General features: G+C 72.8%; 13 protein-coding genes. All 13 read left to right on the top strand.

Going from position 1 to position 16,731, the window contains the following annotated elements:
* Window positions 1–21 precede the first annotated feature (21 nt).
* The 13 genes from pheS to OG559_RS00160 all read left to right on the top strand — a co-directional run bounded on the left by pheS (window position 22) and on the right by OG559_RS00160 (window position 16,730).
* Window positions 22–1,101 carry a phenylalanine--tRNA ligase subunit alpha gene (pheS, locus tag OG559_RS00220; protein WP_405110798.1) on the top strand — a complete coding sequence of 360 codons (1,080 nt, stop codon included), beginning with the start codon at window positions 22–24 and terminating at the stop codon, window positions 1,099–1,101.
* Between the two features lie 39 nt (window positions 1,102–1,140).
* Window positions 1,141–3,690, top strand: a complete 2,550-nt coding sequence (gene pheT / locus OG559_RS00215; RefSeq protein ID WP_405110795.1) for a phenylalanine--tRNA ligase subunit beta — start codon at window positions 1,141–1,143, stop codon at window positions 3,688–3,690.
* A 358-nt stretch (window positions 3,691–4,048) separates the two neighbouring features.
* Complete coding sequence (locus OG559_RS00210) at window positions 4,049–4,375, top strand: hypothetical protein (protein WP_405110792.1); 327 nt, start codon at window positions 4,049–4,051, stop codon at window positions 4,373–4,375.
* A gap of 79 nt (window positions 4,376–4,454) precedes the next feature.
* Entirely contained in the window at window positions 4,455–6,563 is a 2,109-nt protein-coding gene (locus tag OG559_RS00205; protein WP_405110789.1) for an NB-ARC domain-containing protein, read from the top strand.
* Window positions 6,560–8,269, top strand: coding sequence for a hypothetical protein (locus OG559_RS00200; RefSeq protein WP_405110787.1), 1,710 nt, complete (start codon window positions 6,560–6,562; stop codon window positions 8,267–8,269). The genes OG559_RS00205 and OG559_RS00200 overlap by 4 nt, the downstream gene beginning before the upstream one ends.
* On the top strand, window positions 8,259–9,542 hold the full coding sequence (locus OG559_RS00195; RefSeq protein WP_405110784.1) for a hypothetical protein: 1,284 nt from the start codon (window positions 8,259–8,261) through the stop codon (window positions 9,540–9,542). Before OG559_RS00200 ends, OG559_RS00195 begins: the two co-directional genes overlap by 11 nt.
* A 139-nt stretch (window positions 9,543–9,681) precedes the next feature.
* Complete coding sequence (gene argC, locus OG559_RS00190; RefSeq protein WP_405110781.1) at window positions 9,682–10,686, top strand: N-acetyl-gamma-glutamyl-phosphate reductase; 1,005 nt, start codon at window positions 9,682–9,684, stop codon at window positions 10,684–10,686.
* 115 nt (window positions 10,687–10,801) lie between these two features.
* Window positions 10,802–11,974: a bifunctional glutamate N-acetyltransferase/amino-acid acetyltransferase ArgJ gene (argJ, locus tag OG559_RS00185; RefSeq protein WP_405110778.1), complete on the top strand. Its 1,173-nt coding sequence runs from the start codon at window positions 10,802–10,804 to the stop codon at window positions 11,972–11,974.
* Window positions 11,971–12,912 carry an acetylglutamate kinase gene (gene argB, locus OG559_RS00180; RefSeq protein WP_405110775.1) on the top strand — a complete coding sequence of 314 codons (942 nt, stop codon included), beginning with the start codon at window positions 11,971–11,973 and terminating at the stop codon, window positions 12,910–12,912. The genes argJ and argB overlap by 4 nt, the downstream gene beginning before the upstream one ends.
* Window positions 12,909–14,093, top strand: coding sequence for an acetylornithine transaminase (locus tag OG559_RS00175; protein WP_405110772.1), 1,185 nt, complete (start codon window positions 12,909–12,911; stop codon window positions 14,091–14,093). The genes argB and OG559_RS00175 overlap by 4 nt, the downstream gene beginning before the upstream one ends.
* Window positions 14,090–15,016, top strand: a complete 927-nt coding sequence (gene argF / locus OG559_RS00170) for an ornithine carbamoyltransferase (RefSeq protein ID WP_405110769.1) — start codon at window positions 14,090–14,092, stop codon at window positions 15,014–15,016. The genes OG559_RS00175 and argF overlap by 4 nt, the downstream gene beginning before the upstream one ends.
* On the top strand, window positions 15,013–15,528 hold the full coding sequence (locus OG559_RS00165) for an arginine repressor (RefSeq protein ID WP_405110765.1): 516 nt from the start codon (window positions 15,013–15,015) through the stop codon (window positions 15,526–15,528). The genes argF and OG559_RS00165 overlap by 4 nt, the downstream gene beginning before the upstream one ends.
* Window positions 15,525–16,730 carry an argininosuccinate synthase gene (locus tag OG559_RS00160; RefSeq protein ID WP_405110762.1) on the top strand — a complete coding sequence of 402 codons (1,206 nt, stop codon included), beginning with the start codon at window positions 15,525–15,527 and terminating at the stop codon, window positions 16,728–16,730. Before OG559_RS00165 ends, OG559_RS00160 begins: the two co-directional genes overlap by 4 nt.
* The last annotated feature ends 1 nt before the right edge of the window (window position 16,731 follow it).

Here is a 16,731-nt window from a genome sequence, read left to right as displayed (position 1 = left end):
GTGAGGGAGTGCCCGTACGCCATGACCTATCGCAACGATCCGTACGACCCGAAGCAGGTCGCCCTGCTCGCCCCGGACGCCCTGGCCGGGGCCGTGGCCGACGCCGAGCAGGCGCTCGCCGCCGCCGCCGACCCGGACGCGCTGACCGCGCTGCGTCCCGCGCACCTCGGTGACCGGTCCCCGGTCTCGCTGGCCCGCCGGGAGATCGGCGCGCTGCCACCGGCCGCGAAGTCCGACGCCGGCAAGCGGGTCAACGAGGCCCGCCGGGCGATCGAGGCCGCCTACGCCGCCCGCGCCGAGGTCCTCGAACGCGAGCAGGCCGAGCGGGTGCTGGTCACCGAGCGGGTCGACGTCACGCTGCCCTACGACCGCCGGCCGCGCGGCGCCCGGCACCCGCTGAGCACGCTGATGGAGCAGATCAGCGACCTCTTCGTCGGGATGGGCTACGAGGTGGCCGAGGGGCCCGAGGTCGAGCTGGAATGGACCAACTTCGACGCCCTCAACATCCCCGCCGACCACCCGGCGCGCGGTCTGATGGACACCTTCCACATCGCACCGCCGCCGGGCGCGGAGAGCTCCGGGCTGGTGCTGCGCACCCACACCTCACCGGTGCAGGCGCGCACCATGCTGACCCGTAAGCCGCCGATCTACGTGGTGGTGCCCGGCCGGGTGTACCGCACCGACGAGCTGGACGCCACCCACGCCCCCGTGTTCCACCAGGTCGAGGGCCTGGTGGTGGACAAGGGGATCACCATGGCGCACCTGCGCGGCACCCTCGACCACTTCGCCCGGGCCATGTTCGGCGAGGGCGCGAAGACCCGTTGGCGGCCGCACTACTTCCCGTTCACCGAGCCGTCCGCCGAGTTCGACGTGTGGTTCCCGGAGCACCGCGACGGGCCGCGCTGGGTCGAGTGGGGCGGCTGCGGCATGGTCAACCCCCGGGTGCTGCGCGCCTGCGGGATCGACCCGGAGGCCTACTCCGGATTCGCCTTCGGCATGGGCATCGACCGGACCGTGATGTTCCGCCACGGGGTCAGCGACATGCGGGACATGGCCGAGGGCGACATGCGGTTCACCCGCGCGTTCGGGGCCGGGGCGTAGACGGTGCGGGCACGAGTAACGGAAACGGTGATCTGAGTCATGCGAGTCTCTGTCAGCTGGCTGCGGGAGTGCGTCGACCTCCCGACCGACCTGCCCGCCGAGGACCTGGAGCAGGCGCTGGTCGACCTCGGCATCGAGGTCGAGTCGATCGTGGACCTGCGGGCCACGGTCACCGGCGCCCTGGTCGTCGGCGAGGTCCTGGAGGTCGAGGAGCTCACCGGCTTCAAGAAGCCGATCCGGTTCTGCCGGGTCGATGTCGGCGCGGCCAACGGCACCGGTGAGCCGCAGGAGATCGTCTGCGGGGCGCGTAACTTCGCCCCCGGTGACCGGGTGGTGGTGATCCTCCCCGGCGGCGTGCTGCCTGGCGGATTCGCCATCGGCGCGCGCAAGACGTACGGGCGCAACTCCCACGGCATGATCTGCTCCGCCAAGGAGCTGGGCCTGGGTGACGACCACTCGGGCATCATCGTGCTGCCCGAGGACGTCAAGGCGCTGCCCGGCGACGACGCCCGACCGGTGGTCGGGCTCGACGACGTGGTCGTCGAGGTGGAGATCACCCCGGACCGGGGGTACGCCCTGAGCGTCCGCGGCATCGCCCGGGAGTTGGCGCACGCCCTCGGTGTGCCGTTCCGCGACCCGGGCCTGGCGCCCGCCCCGGCCGGGACGGCCGAGCCGGCGTACCCGGTCGAGGTGCGCGACACCGTCGGCTGCGACCGGTTCACCGCCCGGATGGTGCGCGGGATCGACCCGACCGTGTCGACCCCGGGCTGGATGCAACAGCGGCTCACCGTGGCCGGCGTGCGCAGCATCTCGCTGCCGGTCGACGTCACCAACTACGTGATGCTCGAACTGGGCCAGCCGATGCACGCCTTCGACGCCGACCGGATCTCCGGGCCGCTGGTGGTGCGCCGGGCCGGGGCGGGGGAGAAGCTGACCACCCTGGACGGGGTGGCCCGCGTTCTGACCGCCGAGGACATGGTGATCTGCGACGACAGCGGGCCCATCTCGCTCGCCGCGGTGATGGGCGGGGAGACCAGCGAGGTCCTCGCCTCCACCACCGACGTGCTGTTCGAGGCCGCGCACTGGGACCCGGTGATGGTCGGGCGCACCGCCCGCCGGCACAAGCTGTTCAGCGAGGCGGCGAAGCGCTGGGAGCGGGGCGTCGACCCGGCCCTGGCGCTGGTCGCCGTCGAGCGGGCGGTACGGCTGCTCACCGAGCACGCCGGCGGCACCCCCGGGGCCGAAATTCTCGACCTGGACCACGTCCGGCCGCGTACCCCGGTCACCCTGCCGGCGGACCTGCCGAGCCGGCGGGTCGGGGTCGCCTACTCCCCGGAGCGGGTGGTGTCCCTGCTGGAGCAGGTCGGCTGCCGTGTCACCCGGGGCGTCGACCGGCTGGGCGAGGACCCGGGCGCCGTCGGGGTCCCGGCCGCCGGGGGCGCCGACGTGCTCACCGTCGTCCCGCCGACCTGGCGCCCGGACCTCACCGACCCCGCCGACCTGGTCGAGGAGGTGGTCCGCCTCGACGGGTACGACCGGGTCCCGTCGGTGCTGCCCACCGCGCCGCCCGGCCGGGGGCTGACCTGGCAGCAGCGCCGCCGCCGGGCCGTGGCCCGCTCGCTCGCCGAGCGCGGGTACGTCGAGGTGCTCGCCCACCCGTTCGTCGCCGGTGAGCTGGCCGACCTGCTCGGACTGCCCGCCGACGACCCGCGCCGCCCGGCGGTGCGGGTGGCCAACCCGCTGTCGGAGGAGGAGCCGCTGCTGCGCACCATGCTGCTCGGCCCGCTGCTCGGCATCCTCAAGCGCAACCTCGGCCGGGGCCACCGCGACGTCGCCGTCTACGAGATCGGGACGGTCTTCCACCCGCGCGCCGGCGTCGGCGCCCCGCCCGCGATGGGCGTGGACCGGCGGCCCACCGCCGCCGAGTTCGCCGCCGCCGACGCGGTCGTGCCCGATCAGCCCCGGCACGTCGCCGTGGCGCTGGCCGGTGACTTCGAGCCGGCCGGCTGGTGGGGCGCCGGCCGGCCGGCCGGCTGGGCGGACGCGGTCGAGGCCGCCCGGGCGGTGCTAGCCGCCGCCGACATCCCCGCCGACCGGATCGAGGTGCGGGCCGCCGAGCACGCGCCCTGGCACCCGGGCCGCTGCGCCGAGCTGCTGGTCGACGGGGCCGTCGTCGGCCACGCCGGTGAGCTGCACCCGGCCGTGGTGGCCGCGCTGGAGCTGCCCCGGCGCACCAGCGCCATGGAGCTGGACCTGGATGCGCTGCCGCCCGCCCCGGTCGCCCCGGCCCCGACGATCTCCGGCTTCCCGCCGGCACTGATCGACGTGGCGCTGGTGGTGGACGAGCGGGTGCCCGCCGCCGAGGTGCAGCGGGCCCTCGTCGAGGGCGCCGGCGAGCTGCTGGAGGGCGTCCGGCTGTTCGACGTGTATGCCTCCGAGCAGCTCGGCGCGGGGCGCCGGTCGCTGGCGTACAAGCTGACCTTCCGCGCCCCCGACCGGACGCTGACGGTCGAGGAGGCGGTGGCGGCCCGCGACGCGGCCGTCGCCCGCGCGGCGGAGCGCTTCGGCGCCACCCTCCGGGGCGCCTGACCGGCCGGAGGACGGCCCCGTACCCGTGTGGTACGGGGCCGTCGTCGTCCGGTCGGTTCCATATCGGATCTCGGTCACCGGCGACCAGAGCACCGCGACGGAACGCCCTGGTGAGTGCCCTGTCGCACATCTGACAGGAGCCGGACAACCGCCACGTCGGTAGCCTGACCTTGCGGGGACGGCCGCAGCTGCCGGCAGGTGCCTTCGCGCCGCCCTCTGGTGGGCCGCTCCCGTCGCCCGGGGAGCGGGCCGGCAGCCGCCTCGGGAATCCCACACCACCGCGCACTCGTCCAGCCTGCCGACCGGGCGCACCGCCGGCGCAACGGTTGCCGTCCCTCAATGTTGTAGGAGTAGCGCAATGATCGAGGTCATCGTTTCCGCAGCACTCGTCAAGCTCGCCGAGGGATCCGGGTCGGCACTCGTCGACGCCATCCGCAAGCGACTCGTCAGGCAGCGCGAACCGGAGGAGACGATGGAGTCGCTGGACCGGGCCGCGCAGGGTGCGCCGTCCGCGGAGGACATCGCGAGACTGCGGGAACTCCTCGTCAGGTGCGCCGCCGAGGATCCGGACTTCCTGCGGGAGCTCGCGCAGGGCGGCACGCCGGCCGGCGCCACGAACGTGGTGGCTTCCAGCAACGTCGGCAAGCTGGTCCAGGCTCAGCGCGTCGGGGACGTCGCGATGTAGCCGAACCGTTCGTCTCCTGGTTGCCGCGCCGGTCGGCGCCTGCGACGTCCGGCCATGGTAGAGCCGAAAGGTGACCGACATGGGCCCCGCACCCGAGAACACCTCGCACAACATCGCCGAGGGCCTTTCGGCGAACCAGATCCTCCAGGTCGGTTCGTCCGGTGCCATCTACGTTCAGCAGCCGCGCGCCGCGCGGTGGTCCCCCGAACCACCGCACATGCTTCCGGGCGGGATCGGGAGAATCGTCGGCCGGCACCATCTGCTGCAGGAGATGGACGAGGCGATGAACGCGCCCGGGTCGCGCTGCTGCATGCTGTGGGGCCTGGCCGGCTCGGGGAAGACGACCCTCGCCCTCGCCTGGGCCAGTTCGCGTATCGCCAACTACCCCGACGGGCAGTTCTTTGTCGACATGTGCGCGTACTCGGGCACGCCGCGGGTCGAACCGCGGGACGCCCTGCGCACCTTCCTGGCCACGCTCGGGATCAACCGCGCCGACCTGCCCGACAACGAGGCGGAATGGGGCAGCATCTTCCGTGCCGTCACCGCCGGGAAGCGCTGCCTGGTCATCATCGACAACGTGGGCTCCTACGACCAGATCCGGGAACTCGTACCGGGCTTCGGTTCGGTCCTGGTGGTCACCAGCCGCCGTGCCATTCCCGAGATGATCGTCCGGCACGAGGCCAGGGTTCTCAAACTTCCCCTGCTGACCATCGAAGAGGGAGTCGAACTGCTCGCCGAGCGGGTCGGGTTCATCCGGGTGGAGCGCGAGGACCACAGCGCCCGACGCATCGTCCACCTCCTGGAGGGGCACCCGCTGGCGCTGGCCATCGTCTCGGCGAAACTCGCCATCCACCCCAGTTGGACGATCCGGGACGCGGCGCGGGGGATCGAGGCGGAGCGGACCCCGCTTCGTTTCCTCGACGACGCCGGGCTGGGCATCGAAGTCGGACGGGTCATTTCCTGGTCGCTGGACGACCTGGACGCGCAGACCAAGCGGATCCTCTACGTCGCCTCCATGCTGCCTAGCACCGAGTGGTCCGTCTCGGTGCTAGGCATGGTCGTCGACGAGCCCGTGCGTGACTGCGACCGGAGCCTGCAGATTCTGTGCCTGTCCTCACTCATCGACGAGATCGGCCCCGGCCGCTACCGCTTCCACGACATCATGAAGGCATATCTGTCGGAGACGCTCTCGCAGGTGCTGGACAGCTCCGAGCAGGAGGAACTCGGGCGGCGTGTCCGGACGGTGTACCTGGCGCTCAGCTACGCCGCGGACCGGGCCATCGATCCGAACCGGAACCCCCTGCCGTTGGACGGCGAGCTGGCGGCCCTCACCGCAGCCACCGGGTTCGGCATCGCCGAAGCCCTCGCCTGGTTCGAGTCGATCACCCCGTCCATGACCTATCTCATCGAGGCTGCCCGGACCGGTCGGGACTTCGCGTTCATCACCCGGTTCGCCTGGTCCGTGAACACGTTCCTCTACTGGCGGCAGGACGTCACGAGGACGTTGTCCATCCAGCAGGAGGCCGTCGATGCCGCGGTCGCCGGCGACCGGCCGATGGAGGCGCTGTCCCGGCGAGGACTGGGACGGGCCTACGCGGACGCCGGGCAGCTCGAGCCCGCGAAGCAGGCACTCCGTGCCTCGATGGAGCTGGACGCGGCGCATGGCGACGACACCGGGCTGGCGTCCGCCCAGCACGCCATGGCGGAGCTCGCCCTGCGATCGGGTGACCACCGGGAGGCGCTGCGGTGGGGCCTGCGGGCGGCACGGGAGTCCAGACGGAGCAACAATTCGGTGCGTGAGGCGCGCGGGCTCTACGACGCCGCCCGAGCCCTCAACGAACTGGACCACCATTCGTGGGCGCAAGCGCTCGGGCTCCGCAGCCTGGCCATGTGTGAAGATCAGGGAAACGCCTATGGCCGGGCCCTGGCTCTCCGGCTGCTCGGCGGCGTCGGCCTCAGGTCCGGTGATCTCGAGGAGGCCTGCACCTGGCTGGAGCGCGCCTGGCGGGTCGAGGAGTCCCTCGGCAACGTCCGTTCGGTACGGACGATGCTGCGCCAGCTCGAGGACGCCTACGGCCGGCTGGGCAACGCGAGCGCCGTGGCGGAGGTTCAACGTGCCCTGGCCCGCCTTGAGCACTACCCCGATCCCACCCGCTCCACACTGGTGATCGGGACGCCGGCCACATGACCGCGCGGTATGCCCCGCTCGTCCCGTTCGACGAGGTGGCCAGCCCCCGGTCGTACCGGCAACTGCGCCGGCAACGGGAAGACGACAGCTTCCGTTGTGACATCGAGGCGGTCATCCGTCATGCCTGTCGGGATGAGGAGAACGGTCCGGTTCTCCTCGCCACGTTCCTCGCCCTGACCCGGGAACTGGCGACCGAAGGAGCGCTGAGCTTCACCGGACTGGTCCCGCCCGCGCGTTTCGACGGCGCGCGGCGGGCGTACGACTCGGCGATCAGCGCCAAGGGCAGCAGGGGTTCGCTGCACAACTATCTGAACGTCGCGGACTGCGATTTCCTGCTCGATGATCCCCACTTCCGGGAAGTGTTCACGCACCCGCTCCTGGTGGCGCTCGTCGCGCATGCTCTCGGCGCGCCCATGAAGATCATCGACCTGCGGGCGAAGGACACCCACCCGGTCGACGTCGTGGCTCGGGACAACACGTTGCACGTCGACAACAGCCCGTTCATGGACGAGTTCAAGGTGATCGTCGCGTGGACCCTGGGCACGGGTCTGGGGCCTTCTGGGCAGGGACTCACCTACCTGCCCCGGACGAACCGGCTGCTCAGGCAGTGCTACCTGGCTCCCGACGGCGAGGCGTGGAGCGACGAGGACAGCTGCATCTTTCCCTCCGGGGCCCGGGTGGACGAGGCACTCGCCGCCCAGGCGCGCCTCTTCGACGACCGCCTTCCTCGCGTCGTCCACCTGAAGGACATGGCGGCGCCCTGCCACACGATCTTCGCCGCGAGCCGGCTGGTCCACCATCGGTACCGGACCTCCGCGGGCGGGGCGCGCAGTGCGATCATGGCGTCCTTCCACCGGATCGACGACGGCACCGGCTTCCTCGGCGTCGGCGACGTCGCGGGCGGGGACCTCGACCGCTTCCTGCTGACGGGCGGAGGGGACCGCTCCTTCCTGAGCCTCCTGACGGACCAGGGGGCGTCGATCGTCGCGGCACTGAGGGCGGCGGCGACCTGGCCGGGCCTCGTCGTCGATCCGGACCGCCACCTCCTTCGCGGCGCGGCACTGCGCGCCTGGTACGCGCGGCAGAGCGGGGGCGTCTCCCTCAACCAGCTCCGCTCGGCCACGCTGGCGAGGTTCGCCGGCCAGGAATCGTCCGCCGCGGGGCGACTCGTCCTGCGCATGCAGTACGACCTGCAGGGTGCCCTCAACATGCCGCTCTACGTCGACCTCAGGGAGGAGACCCGCAAGCGCGCGCGGATCGTGGTTCGGGAGATGAGGCCGGAGCACATCCTCGGCATCGTTACGCAGCAGGACCCGGATCTGATCCTCCGGGACGCGGGCGCGGGGTCGCACCGGGGGCTCGGCGAACTCACCGACCAGCTCTGCTCCGGCCTGCTGGCCCTGGAGCGGCTCATGTCGACCGCTCGGGTGTCCGGCTCGGCCGGCCCCGTCTGGGGATCGACCGACGGGCGGGCCGCGGCTGTCTCCCTGCACCGCTTCGTTGTCGACCTCGGCGTGGCGGCGAGGCGCGTGGCGGACAGCGACTCCCTCGTCACCGCCGCCGTCTTCGGTGCCCTCGCGGCGGCGCTGGCTGGCGACCTCTTCGACCTGGGCGATCGGGGCCCCGCCCTCACGGCCGAACTGTTCGGGATGTACGCGGATCTGGTGGCCCCCTCGCTCCGGGACCGGGAATCCGGTGCACCCTGAGCGGGAGAAGCTCGACACGTATCTCCAGTTCGTCAACGAGGAGATGCAGACGGCCAAGCTGGCGTCCGAGATGTGGTTCCGCAGCGCGCCCGGCGCGGTGGTGGCCGAGAACGACCACTTCGTGCGGTCGGTGTTACGGCGGGGCCTGCCGCACGCAGAGCCACCATCGGAGTCGGGGGACGTCGAGCCGCTGCTGACCGGTCCCGCCGCGCTCAGGGCGCGCTACTGGCAGCGCGTGGTGGACGCGAAACCCGTGGCGGTGCACTTCGGTGCGGCCGACCTTGACGGTCTGGACGACTACTTTGACGTGGCGACGGACCGGAGCAGCCAGGCTGCGGTCGCCCGCCTCCGGGCGGAGACGACCCCCCGCTCGCCGGCGGATTCTCTCCTGCGCAGCGTCGAGCGGGTGGCGGCCGTGCTCGGGACGTCGCATTCCGAGTCGTGCCGGCAGACCATGAACCTCTTGTCGACGGACTGGTGCGATCTCGTCCGGCGCTGCCGGAACGGACCGGAGCCCGCGCTGCCGACCGCGGACCGGGTCCTCTCCGCGTTCTACGCCTCGATCTCTCCGGAGCTCGTGCGGCAGCGTCTCCTGACGCCCCCGTCGCGCTCCCGACACCGGCACAGGGGAGCGGCCGAGGCGTCGCTGACCAGTAGCCAGGCGCGGGAGTTGGCTCGCTCGTACATGCTCGCCCGCCTGTGCTTCAGTGCCGAGGAGGTCCGAGTCGCCCGGCGGCTGGCCAGCCACCCGCGCCTCCAGTACGCCCTGCTGGCGACGCAGCTGCATCTGGTTGCCGCGTCGTCGCATCGGGCCCGGCAGCTGACCCGCGACTGGGGAACGGCCAGGGTCCTCCTGCCCTTCACGGAGGTGTTCGTCAGTAGCAACGGCTACCGGTCGTCGGTCACCGACCTCGCGCCGAACCCGAAGCTGATCACCGTGCTCTGCAACAACCTGCTGCCGGCGGTCGCCGGTGAGCTGCTCATCAGAGACGCCGGTCCGGACGACCTGGACGCGGGGACCCTGGCCGCCGGTGTCCAGGCCGCCTACCAGCGCGGCGTCTTCGCCGTCACGATCGGTCTCTTCCACGGGACCGCCGAGCCGGGCGTCGTGTCGCTGTCCGGCTTCAGCAGGCGGGTCTGCCCAGCGGCGAGGCCGTTCGCCGCGTTCTGCCGACGATGGCTCCCGTACTTCTTCGAGCGCTACCCGGGACCTGGGCGACCTCGCCGCCGGTCGGGATCTCCGCCCGCGCGGACGGCGAAGGCCGGCCCGTAGCGAAATTGAGGGTACTAAGAGGATGAAACGGGCCGTACCGGCCTTCCGCTGTCGGCGGATTCATGCGCTGGACCGTATGGATTTGCAGCGCGTCGCCCCGACCGGGTAGTCTCCGCTGCATAGTCATGCGGAGGTGGGAATGGGTATCCGAGTTGCGGTAGCGGGGGCGAGCGGCTACGCCGGGGGCGAGCTGCTGCGCCTGGTCGCCGGCCACCCCGAGCTCGACCTGGTCGCCGCCACCGCGCACCGCCAGGCAGGCGCACCGGTCACCGCCGTACACCCGCAGCTCGTCGGGCTGGACCTGGTGTTCGCGGCGACCACCCCGGCGACCCTGGCCGACGCGGACCTGGTCTTCCTGGCCCTGCCGCACGGCGAGTCGGCGGCCCTGGCCGCCGCCCTGCCGGAGACGGTGCGGGTGGTCGACCTGGGCGCGGACCACCGGCTGCGCGACGCCGCCGCCTGGACGCGGTACTACGGCGGTGAGCACGCCGGGGCCTGGACCTACGGCCTGCCCGAACTGCCCGGTCAGCGCGCCGCGATCGCCACCACGACCCGGGTCGCCAACACCGGCTGCTACGCGGTGGCCACCACGCTCGCGCTCGCCCCGCTTGTCGCGGCCGGCGCGGTCGACCCCGCCGACGTGGTGGTGGTCGCCGCCTCCGGCACCTCCGGCGCGGGCCGGGCCGCCAAGACCAACCTGCTCGGCAGCGAGGTGATGGGCGACCTGTCCCCGTACAAGGTGGGGGCCCACCAGCACGTGCCGGAGATCAAGCAGGCCACCGGCGCGACCAGCCTCTCCCTCACCCCGCTCCTCGCGCCGATGCCGCGCGGCATCCTCGCCACGGTCACCGCCGTGCCGACCGGCTCCGGCATCGACCCTCGCGCGGTCCTGGCGGAGGCGTACGCGGACGCGCCGTTCGTGCACGTGCTGCCCGAGGGGGCCTGGCCGCACACCGCCGCCACCCTCGGCTCGAACTCCTGCCACCTCCAGGCGGGTGTCGACGTCGACTCCGGTCGGGTGATCGTGGTCAGCGCGATCGACAACCTCGGCAAGGGAGCTGCCGGCCAGGCCGTGCAGTGCGCCAACCTGATGCTCGGCCTGCCGGAGACCATGGGCCTGTCCGTCTGGGGGGTCGCACCGTGAGCGCGAGGAGTGCAGCGGAGCGGAGCCCCGCAGTCGCGAACGAAAGGTGGGCTCCTGTGAGCGCGAGGAGTGCAGCGGAGCGGAGCCCCGCAGTCGTGAACGAAAGGTGGGCCCTGTGACCGTCACCACGCCGAAGGGATTCCGGGCCGCCGGGGTTGCCGCCGGGCTCAAGGGCAGCGGCGCCAGCGACATCGCCCTGGTCGTCAACGACGGCCCGGACGCCGGGATCGCCGGCGTCTTCACCGCCAACCGGGTCAAGGCCGCGCCGGTGCTGTGGACCCAGCAGGTGGTCCGCGGCGGCGTGGCCCGCGCCGTGGTGCTGAACTCCGGTGGCGCGAACGCCTGCACCGGCCCGGCCGGCTTCCAGGACACCCACGCCACCGCCGAGCACACCGCCGCCGCGCTGACCTCGGCCAGCCCCCGGCTGCGGCTCGGCGCCGCCGACGTCGCGGTCTGCTCCACCGGCCTGATCGGCGAGCGGCTGCCGATGCCGAAGCTGCTGCCCGGCGTACGGGCGGCGATCCGGGGCCTGTCCCGCGACGGCGGCACCGCCGCGGCCGAGGCGATCATGACCACCGACACCCGGCCGAAGACCACCGTGGCCGCCGGCAGCGGCTGGACCGTCGGCGGCATGGCCAAGGGCGCCGGCATGCTCGCCCCGGCCATGGCGACGATGCTCTGCGTGTTGACCACCGACGCGGTGGCCGGGCCGGCGGCGCTCGACGCCGCGCTGCGCGCCGCCTGCCGGGTCACCTTCGACCGGATCGACTCCGACGGCTGCATGTCCACCAACGACACCGTGCTGCTGCTGTCCAGCGGCTCGTCCGGCATCGAGCCGACGCAGGCGGAGCTGACCGCCGCCGTCACCGCCGCCTGTCACGACCTGGCCCAGCAGCTCATCGCCGACGCCGAGGGTGCCACCAAGCAGATCACCATCGACGTGGTCGGCGCCGCGAGCGAGGACGACGCGGTCGAGGTGGGCCGGTCGGTGGCCCGCAACAACCTGGTCAAGACGGCGCTGTTCGGCAACGACCCGAACTGGGGTCGGATCCTCGCCGCCGTCGGCACCACCGCCGCCGCGTTCGAGCCGGACGCCGTCGACGTCGCCGTGAACGGGATCTGGGTGTGCCGCTCCGGCGCCGCCGCCGAGGACCGCTCGAAGGTGGACCTCACCGGGCGGGACGTGACGATCCGGATCGACCTGCACGCCGGCGACGCGGAGGCCACCGTGTGGACCAGCGACCTGTCGCACGCCTACGTGCACGAGAACTCGGCGTACTCCACATGAGTCTCAGCGCGGATCTCACCCGGGCCCAGGCGAAGGCCGAGACCCTGATCGAGGCGCTGCCCTGGCTGGCCCGCCTCTCCGGCACCACCGTCGTGGTCAAGTACGGCGGCAACGCGATGGTCGACCCCGACCTCCAGCGGGCCTTCGCCGCCGACATGGTGTTCCTGCGCTACGCCGGCCTCAAGCCGGTCGTCGTGCACGGCGGCGGGCCGCAGATCTCCGCCATGCTCGGCCGGCTCGGCATCGACAGCGAGTTCAGGGGCGGCCTGCGGGTCACCACCCCCGAGGCGATGGACGTCGTGCGGATGGTGCTGGTCGGCCAGGTCGGCCGGGAGCTGGTCGGGCTGATCAACGCGCACGGCCCGTACGCCGTCGGCCTCTCCGGCGAGGACGCCGGCCTGTTCACCGCCGTGCGCCGCCCGGCGTACGTCGACGGGGAGCCGGTGGACGTCGGCCAGGTCGGCGACGTCGAGTCGGTCGACCCGTCGGCGGTGACCGACCTGATCGCGGCCGGCCGCATTCCGGTGATCTCCACCGTCGCGCCGGACGTCGACGGGGTGCTGCACAACCTCAACGCCGACACCGCCGCCGCCGCGCTCGCGATCGCGCTCCAGGCCCGCAAGCTGGTCGTCCTCACCGACGTCCCCGGCCTCTACGCGAACTGGCCCGACACCGACAGCCTGGTCAGCGAGATCACCACCGACGACCTGGCGGAGCTGCTGCCGTCCCTGGAATCGGGGATGGTCCCGAAGATGGAGGCCTGCCTGCGGGCGGTGCGCCACGGCGTGCCCGCAGCGCACGTCGTCGATGGCCGGGTCGCCCACTCCACGCTGCTTGAGGTCTTCACCTCGGAAGGGTTCGGAACGATGGTCGTGAGCGCGAGGAGTGAGCCTGCGAGCCCCGCAGTCGGGAACAGGAAAGGCTCGGTTTCGTCATGAGCACTTTGGTGGACCGCTGGCGGCAGTCGTTGATGGACAACTACGGCACCCCGCCGCTCGCGCTGGTGTCCGGCTCCGGCGCGGTCGTGGTCGACGACGCCGGCCGGGAGTACGTCGACCTGCTCGGCGGCATCGCGGTCAACGCCCTCGGCCACGCCCACCCGGCCGTGGTGGCCGCCGTGTCCCGGCAGGTCGCCACCCTCGGGCACGTGTCGAACCTGTTCGTCGCCGAGCCGCCGGTGGCCCTGGCCGAGCTGCTGCTGGCCCTCGCGGGCCGGCGCGGCCGGGTCTTCTTCGCCAACTCCGGCGCCGAGGCCAACGAGGCCGCGTTCAAGCTGTCCCGGCTCACCGGGCGTACCCACGTCGTGGCGACCGTCGGTGGCTTCCACGGCCGGACCATGGGCGCGCTCGCGCTCACCGGCCAGCCCGCCAAGGCCGACCCGTTCCGCCCGCTGCCCGGCGACGTCACCCACGTCCCGTACGGCGACGCGGCGGCCCTCGCCGAGGCGGTGACCGACGCGACCGCCATGGTCATCCTGGAGCCGATCCAGGGCGAGAACGGCGTCGTCGTCCCGCCGGCCGGCTACCTCACCGAGGCCCGGCGGATCACCGCCCGGCACGGCGCCCTGCTGGTCCTCGACGAGGTGCAGACCGGCGTCGGCCGCACCGGGCACTGGTTCGCCCACCAGGCCGAGGGCATCGAACCCGACATCGTCACCCTCGCCAAGGGCCTCGGCGGCGGCCTGCCCATCGGCGCCTGCCTGGCCTTCGGCCCGGCCGCCGACCTGCTCAGGGCCGGCTCCCACGGCACCACCTTCGGCGGCAACCCGGTGAGCTGCGCCGCCGCCCTCGCGGTGGTGTCGACCATCGCCAGCGAGGGGCTGCTCGACCACGTCAAGCGGGTCGGTGAGCGGCTGCGCCGGGGCGTCGAGGCGCTCGGCCACCCCCTCGTGGCCGAGGTGCGCGGCGCGGGCCTGCTGCTCGGGATCGTGCTCACCGCCGACGTGTCCGGCCCGCTGGCGACCGCGCTGCGCGAGGCCGGGTTCCTGGCCAACCCGGTGCAGCCCGGCGTGGTCCGGCTCGCCCCGCCGCTGGTCCTCACCACCGACCAGGTCGACGCCTTCCTGGCCGCCCTGCCCGCCGCCCTCGACGCCGCCACCACCCCGGAGGCCACCGCATGACCCGCCACCTGCTGCGCGACGACGACCTCTCGCCGGCCGAGCAGTCGGCCGTGCTGGACCTGGCCGCCCGGATGAAGGCCGAGCGGTACACCCACAAGCCGCTGGCCGGCCCGCGGTCGGTGGCGGTGCTGTTCGACAAGCAGAGCCTGCGTACCCGGATCTCGTTCGACGCCGGCATCGCCGAGCTGGGCGGCCACCCGCTCGTGGTGGACACCCAGGTCACCCACTTCGGCCGGGGCGAGGCCCTCGCCGACGCCGGCCGGGTGCTGTCCCGGTACGTGGCCGCGATCGTGCTGCGCACCCACGGTGACGACCGGATCGCCGAGGTCGCCGCCGGGGCGAGCGTGCCGGTGATCAACGCCCTCACCGACGGCTTCCACCCCTGCCAGCTCCTGGCCGACCTGCTCACCGTCCGCGAGAGGTTCGGCGACACCCGGGGCCGCACCCTGGCGTACGTCGGGGACGCGGCGAACAACATGGCGCACTCGTACCTGCTGGCCGGGGCGACCGCCGGGATGCACGTGCGGGTCGCCGGGCCGGACGGGTTCGACCCCGACCCCGAGGTGGTCACCCGGGCGGCGGAGATCGCCGCCGGCACCGGCGGGTCGGTGCGGGTGCTGCGCGACCCGGTGGAGGCGGTCCGGGACGCCGACGTGCTGGCCACCGACACCTGGACATCGATGGGGCAGGAGTCCGACGGGCTGGACCGGATCACCCCGTTCCTGCCGTACCAGCTCAACAAGGAACTGATCGGGCACGCCGCGCCGGACGCGATCGTGCTGCACTGCCTGCCCGCGCACCGGGGTGAGGAGATCACCGACGAGGTGCTCGACGGCCCGCAGAGCGCGGTGTTCGACCAGGCGGAGAACCGGCTGCACGCCCAGAAGGCGCTGCTGGCGTACCTGCTGGAGGGCCCGCAATGACCGCCCCGCTGACCCGAGCCGCCCGGCACGCCCGCATCGTCGAGCTGATCCGCGACAAGGCGGTCCGCTCGCAGACGGAGCTGGCCGACCTGCTCGCCGGCGACGGCGTGGGCGTCACTCAGGCCACCCTGTCGCGGGACCTCAAGGAACTGGGCGCGGTCACCGCCCGGGGCGGCGACGGGCGGCTCCTGTACGTCATCCCCGAGGACGGCCACCGGCCGCTGCGCGACGCTGAGGCCGCCCCGGCCCGGCTGATCCGGCTGTTGCGGGAGCTGCTCAACGAGGTCGACTCCAGCGGCAACATCGCCGTGCTGCGCACCCCGCCGGGCGCAGCCCAATACCTGGCCAGCGCGTTGGACCGAGCGGGCCTGCCCGAGGTCGTCGGCACCATCGCCGGCGACGACACCATCCTCGTCGTGGCCCGCGAGGCCGTGGGCGGCGCCGCGCTGGGCGAGAAGCTCGCCGCGTGGTCCCGCCGGGAAGAGAACGTTGAAGGGAGCAACACACCATGACCGAGCGGGTCGTCCTTGCGTACTCCGGGGGGTTGGACACCTCCGTCGCGATTCCGTACCTGGCCGAGCAGACCGGCGCCGAGATAATCGCGGTGGCGGTGGATGTCGGGCAGGGCGGCGAGGACCTCGACGCCATCCGGCAGCGTGCCCTGGACTGCGGGGCCGTCGAGTCCGAGGTGGTGGACGCGCGCGACGAGTTCGCCGCCGAGTACTGCCTGCCGGCGATGCGGGCCAACGCCCTATACATGGACCGGTATCCGCTGGTCTCCGCGCTGTCCCGGCCGCTGATCGTCAAGCACCTGGTGGCCGCGGCCCGCAAGCACGGCGGCACCATCGTGTCGCACGGCTGCACGGGCAAGGGCAACGACCAGGTCCGCTTCGAGGTCGGCCTGGCCGCGCTCGCCTCCGACCTGAAGATCATCGCCCCGGCCCGGGACTTCGCCTGGACCCGGGACAAGGCGATCGCCTTCGCCGAGGAGAAGGGCCTGCCGATCGACGTGTCGGCCAAGTCGCCGTACTCGATCGACCAGAACCTGTGGGGCCGGGCCGTGGAGACCGGCTTCCTGGAGGACATCTGGAACGCTCCCATCGAGGACCTGTACTCGTACACGTCGGACCCGGCGCAGGAGCGCGACGCCGACGAGGTGGTCATCACCTTCGACGCCGGCGTGCCGGTCGCGATCGACGGCGAGACCGTCACCCCGTACCAGGCGATCCTGGAGCTGAACCGGCGGGCGGGCGCGCAGGGCGTCGGCCGGCTCGACATGGTCGAGGACCGCCTGGTCGGCATCAAGAGCCGCGAGGTGTACGAGGCCCCCGGCGCGATCGCGCTGATCGCCGCCCATCAGGAGCTGGAGGCGGTCACCGTCGAGCGGGACCTGGCCCGGTTCAAGAAGGGCGTCGACCAGCGCTGGGGCGAGTTGGTCTACGACGGCCTCTGGTTCTCGCCGCTGAAGAAGGCCCTGGACGCCTTCATCGACGACGCCCAGCAGCAGGTCTCCGGCGAGGTGCGGCTCACCCTGCACGGCGGCCGGGCCACCGTCACCGGCCGGCGCTCCGAGGCCAGCCTGTACGACTTCGGCATGGCCACCTACGACACCGGCGACACGTTCGACCAGTCCCTGGCCAAGGGCTTCGTGCAGTTGTGGGGCCTGCCCAGCAAGATGGCCGCCGCGCGGGACGCCCGGTTGGCCGGCTCCTGAC

The sequence above is a fragment of the Micromonospora sp. NBC_01405 genome (genome assembly GCF_045040155.1).
GTDB lineage: Bacteria > Actinomycetota > Actinomycetes > Mycobacteriales > Micromonosporaceae > Micromonospora.
This window is presented reverse-complemented; position numbering and strand designations above follow the sequence as displayed.

Bases quoted from the DNA above. Each gene is read 5' to 3' on its own strand.
- pheS (WP_405110798.1), top strand. From the start codon at position 22: ATGACCTATCGCAACGATCCGTACGACCCGAAGCAGGTCGCCCTGCTC.
- pheT (WP_405110795.1), top strand. From the start codon at position 1,141: ATGCGAGTCTCTGTCAGCTGGCTGCGGGAGTGCGTCGACCTCCCGACC.
- OG559_RS00210 (WP_405110792.1), top strand. From the start codon at position 4,049: ATGATCGAGGTCATCGTTTCCGCAGCACTCGTCAAGCTCGCCGAGGGA.
- OG559_RS00205 (WP_405110789.1), top strand. From the start codon at position 4,455: ATGGGCCCCGCACCCGAGAACACCTCGCACAACATCGCCGAGGGCCTT.
- OG559_RS00200 (WP_405110787.1), top strand. From the start codon at position 6,560: ATGACCGCGCGGTATGCCCCGCTCGTCCCGTTCGACGAGGTGGCCAGC.
- argC (WP_405110781.1), top strand. From the start codon at position 9,682: ATGGGTATCCGAGTTGCGGTAGCGGGGGCGAGCGGCTACGCCGGGGGC.
- argB (WP_405110775.1), top strand. From the start codon at position 11,971: ATGAGTCTCAGCGCGGATCTCACCCGGGCCCAGGCGAAGGCCGAGACC.
- OG559_RS00175 (WP_405110772.1), top strand. From the start codon at position 12,909: ATGAGCACTTTGGTGGACCGCTGGCGGCAGTCGTTGATGGACAACTAC.
- argF (WP_405110769.1), top strand. From the start codon at position 14,090: ATGACCCGCCACCTGCTGCGCGACGACGACCTCTCGCCGGCCGAGCAG.
- OG559_RS00165 (WP_405110765.1), top strand. From the start codon at position 15,013: ATGACCGCCCCGCTGACCCGAGCCGCCCGGCACGCCCGCATCGTCGAG.
- OG559_RS00160 (WP_405110762.1), top strand. From the start codon at position 15,525: ATGACCGAGCGGGTCGTCCTTGCGTACTCCGGGGGGTTGGACACCTCC.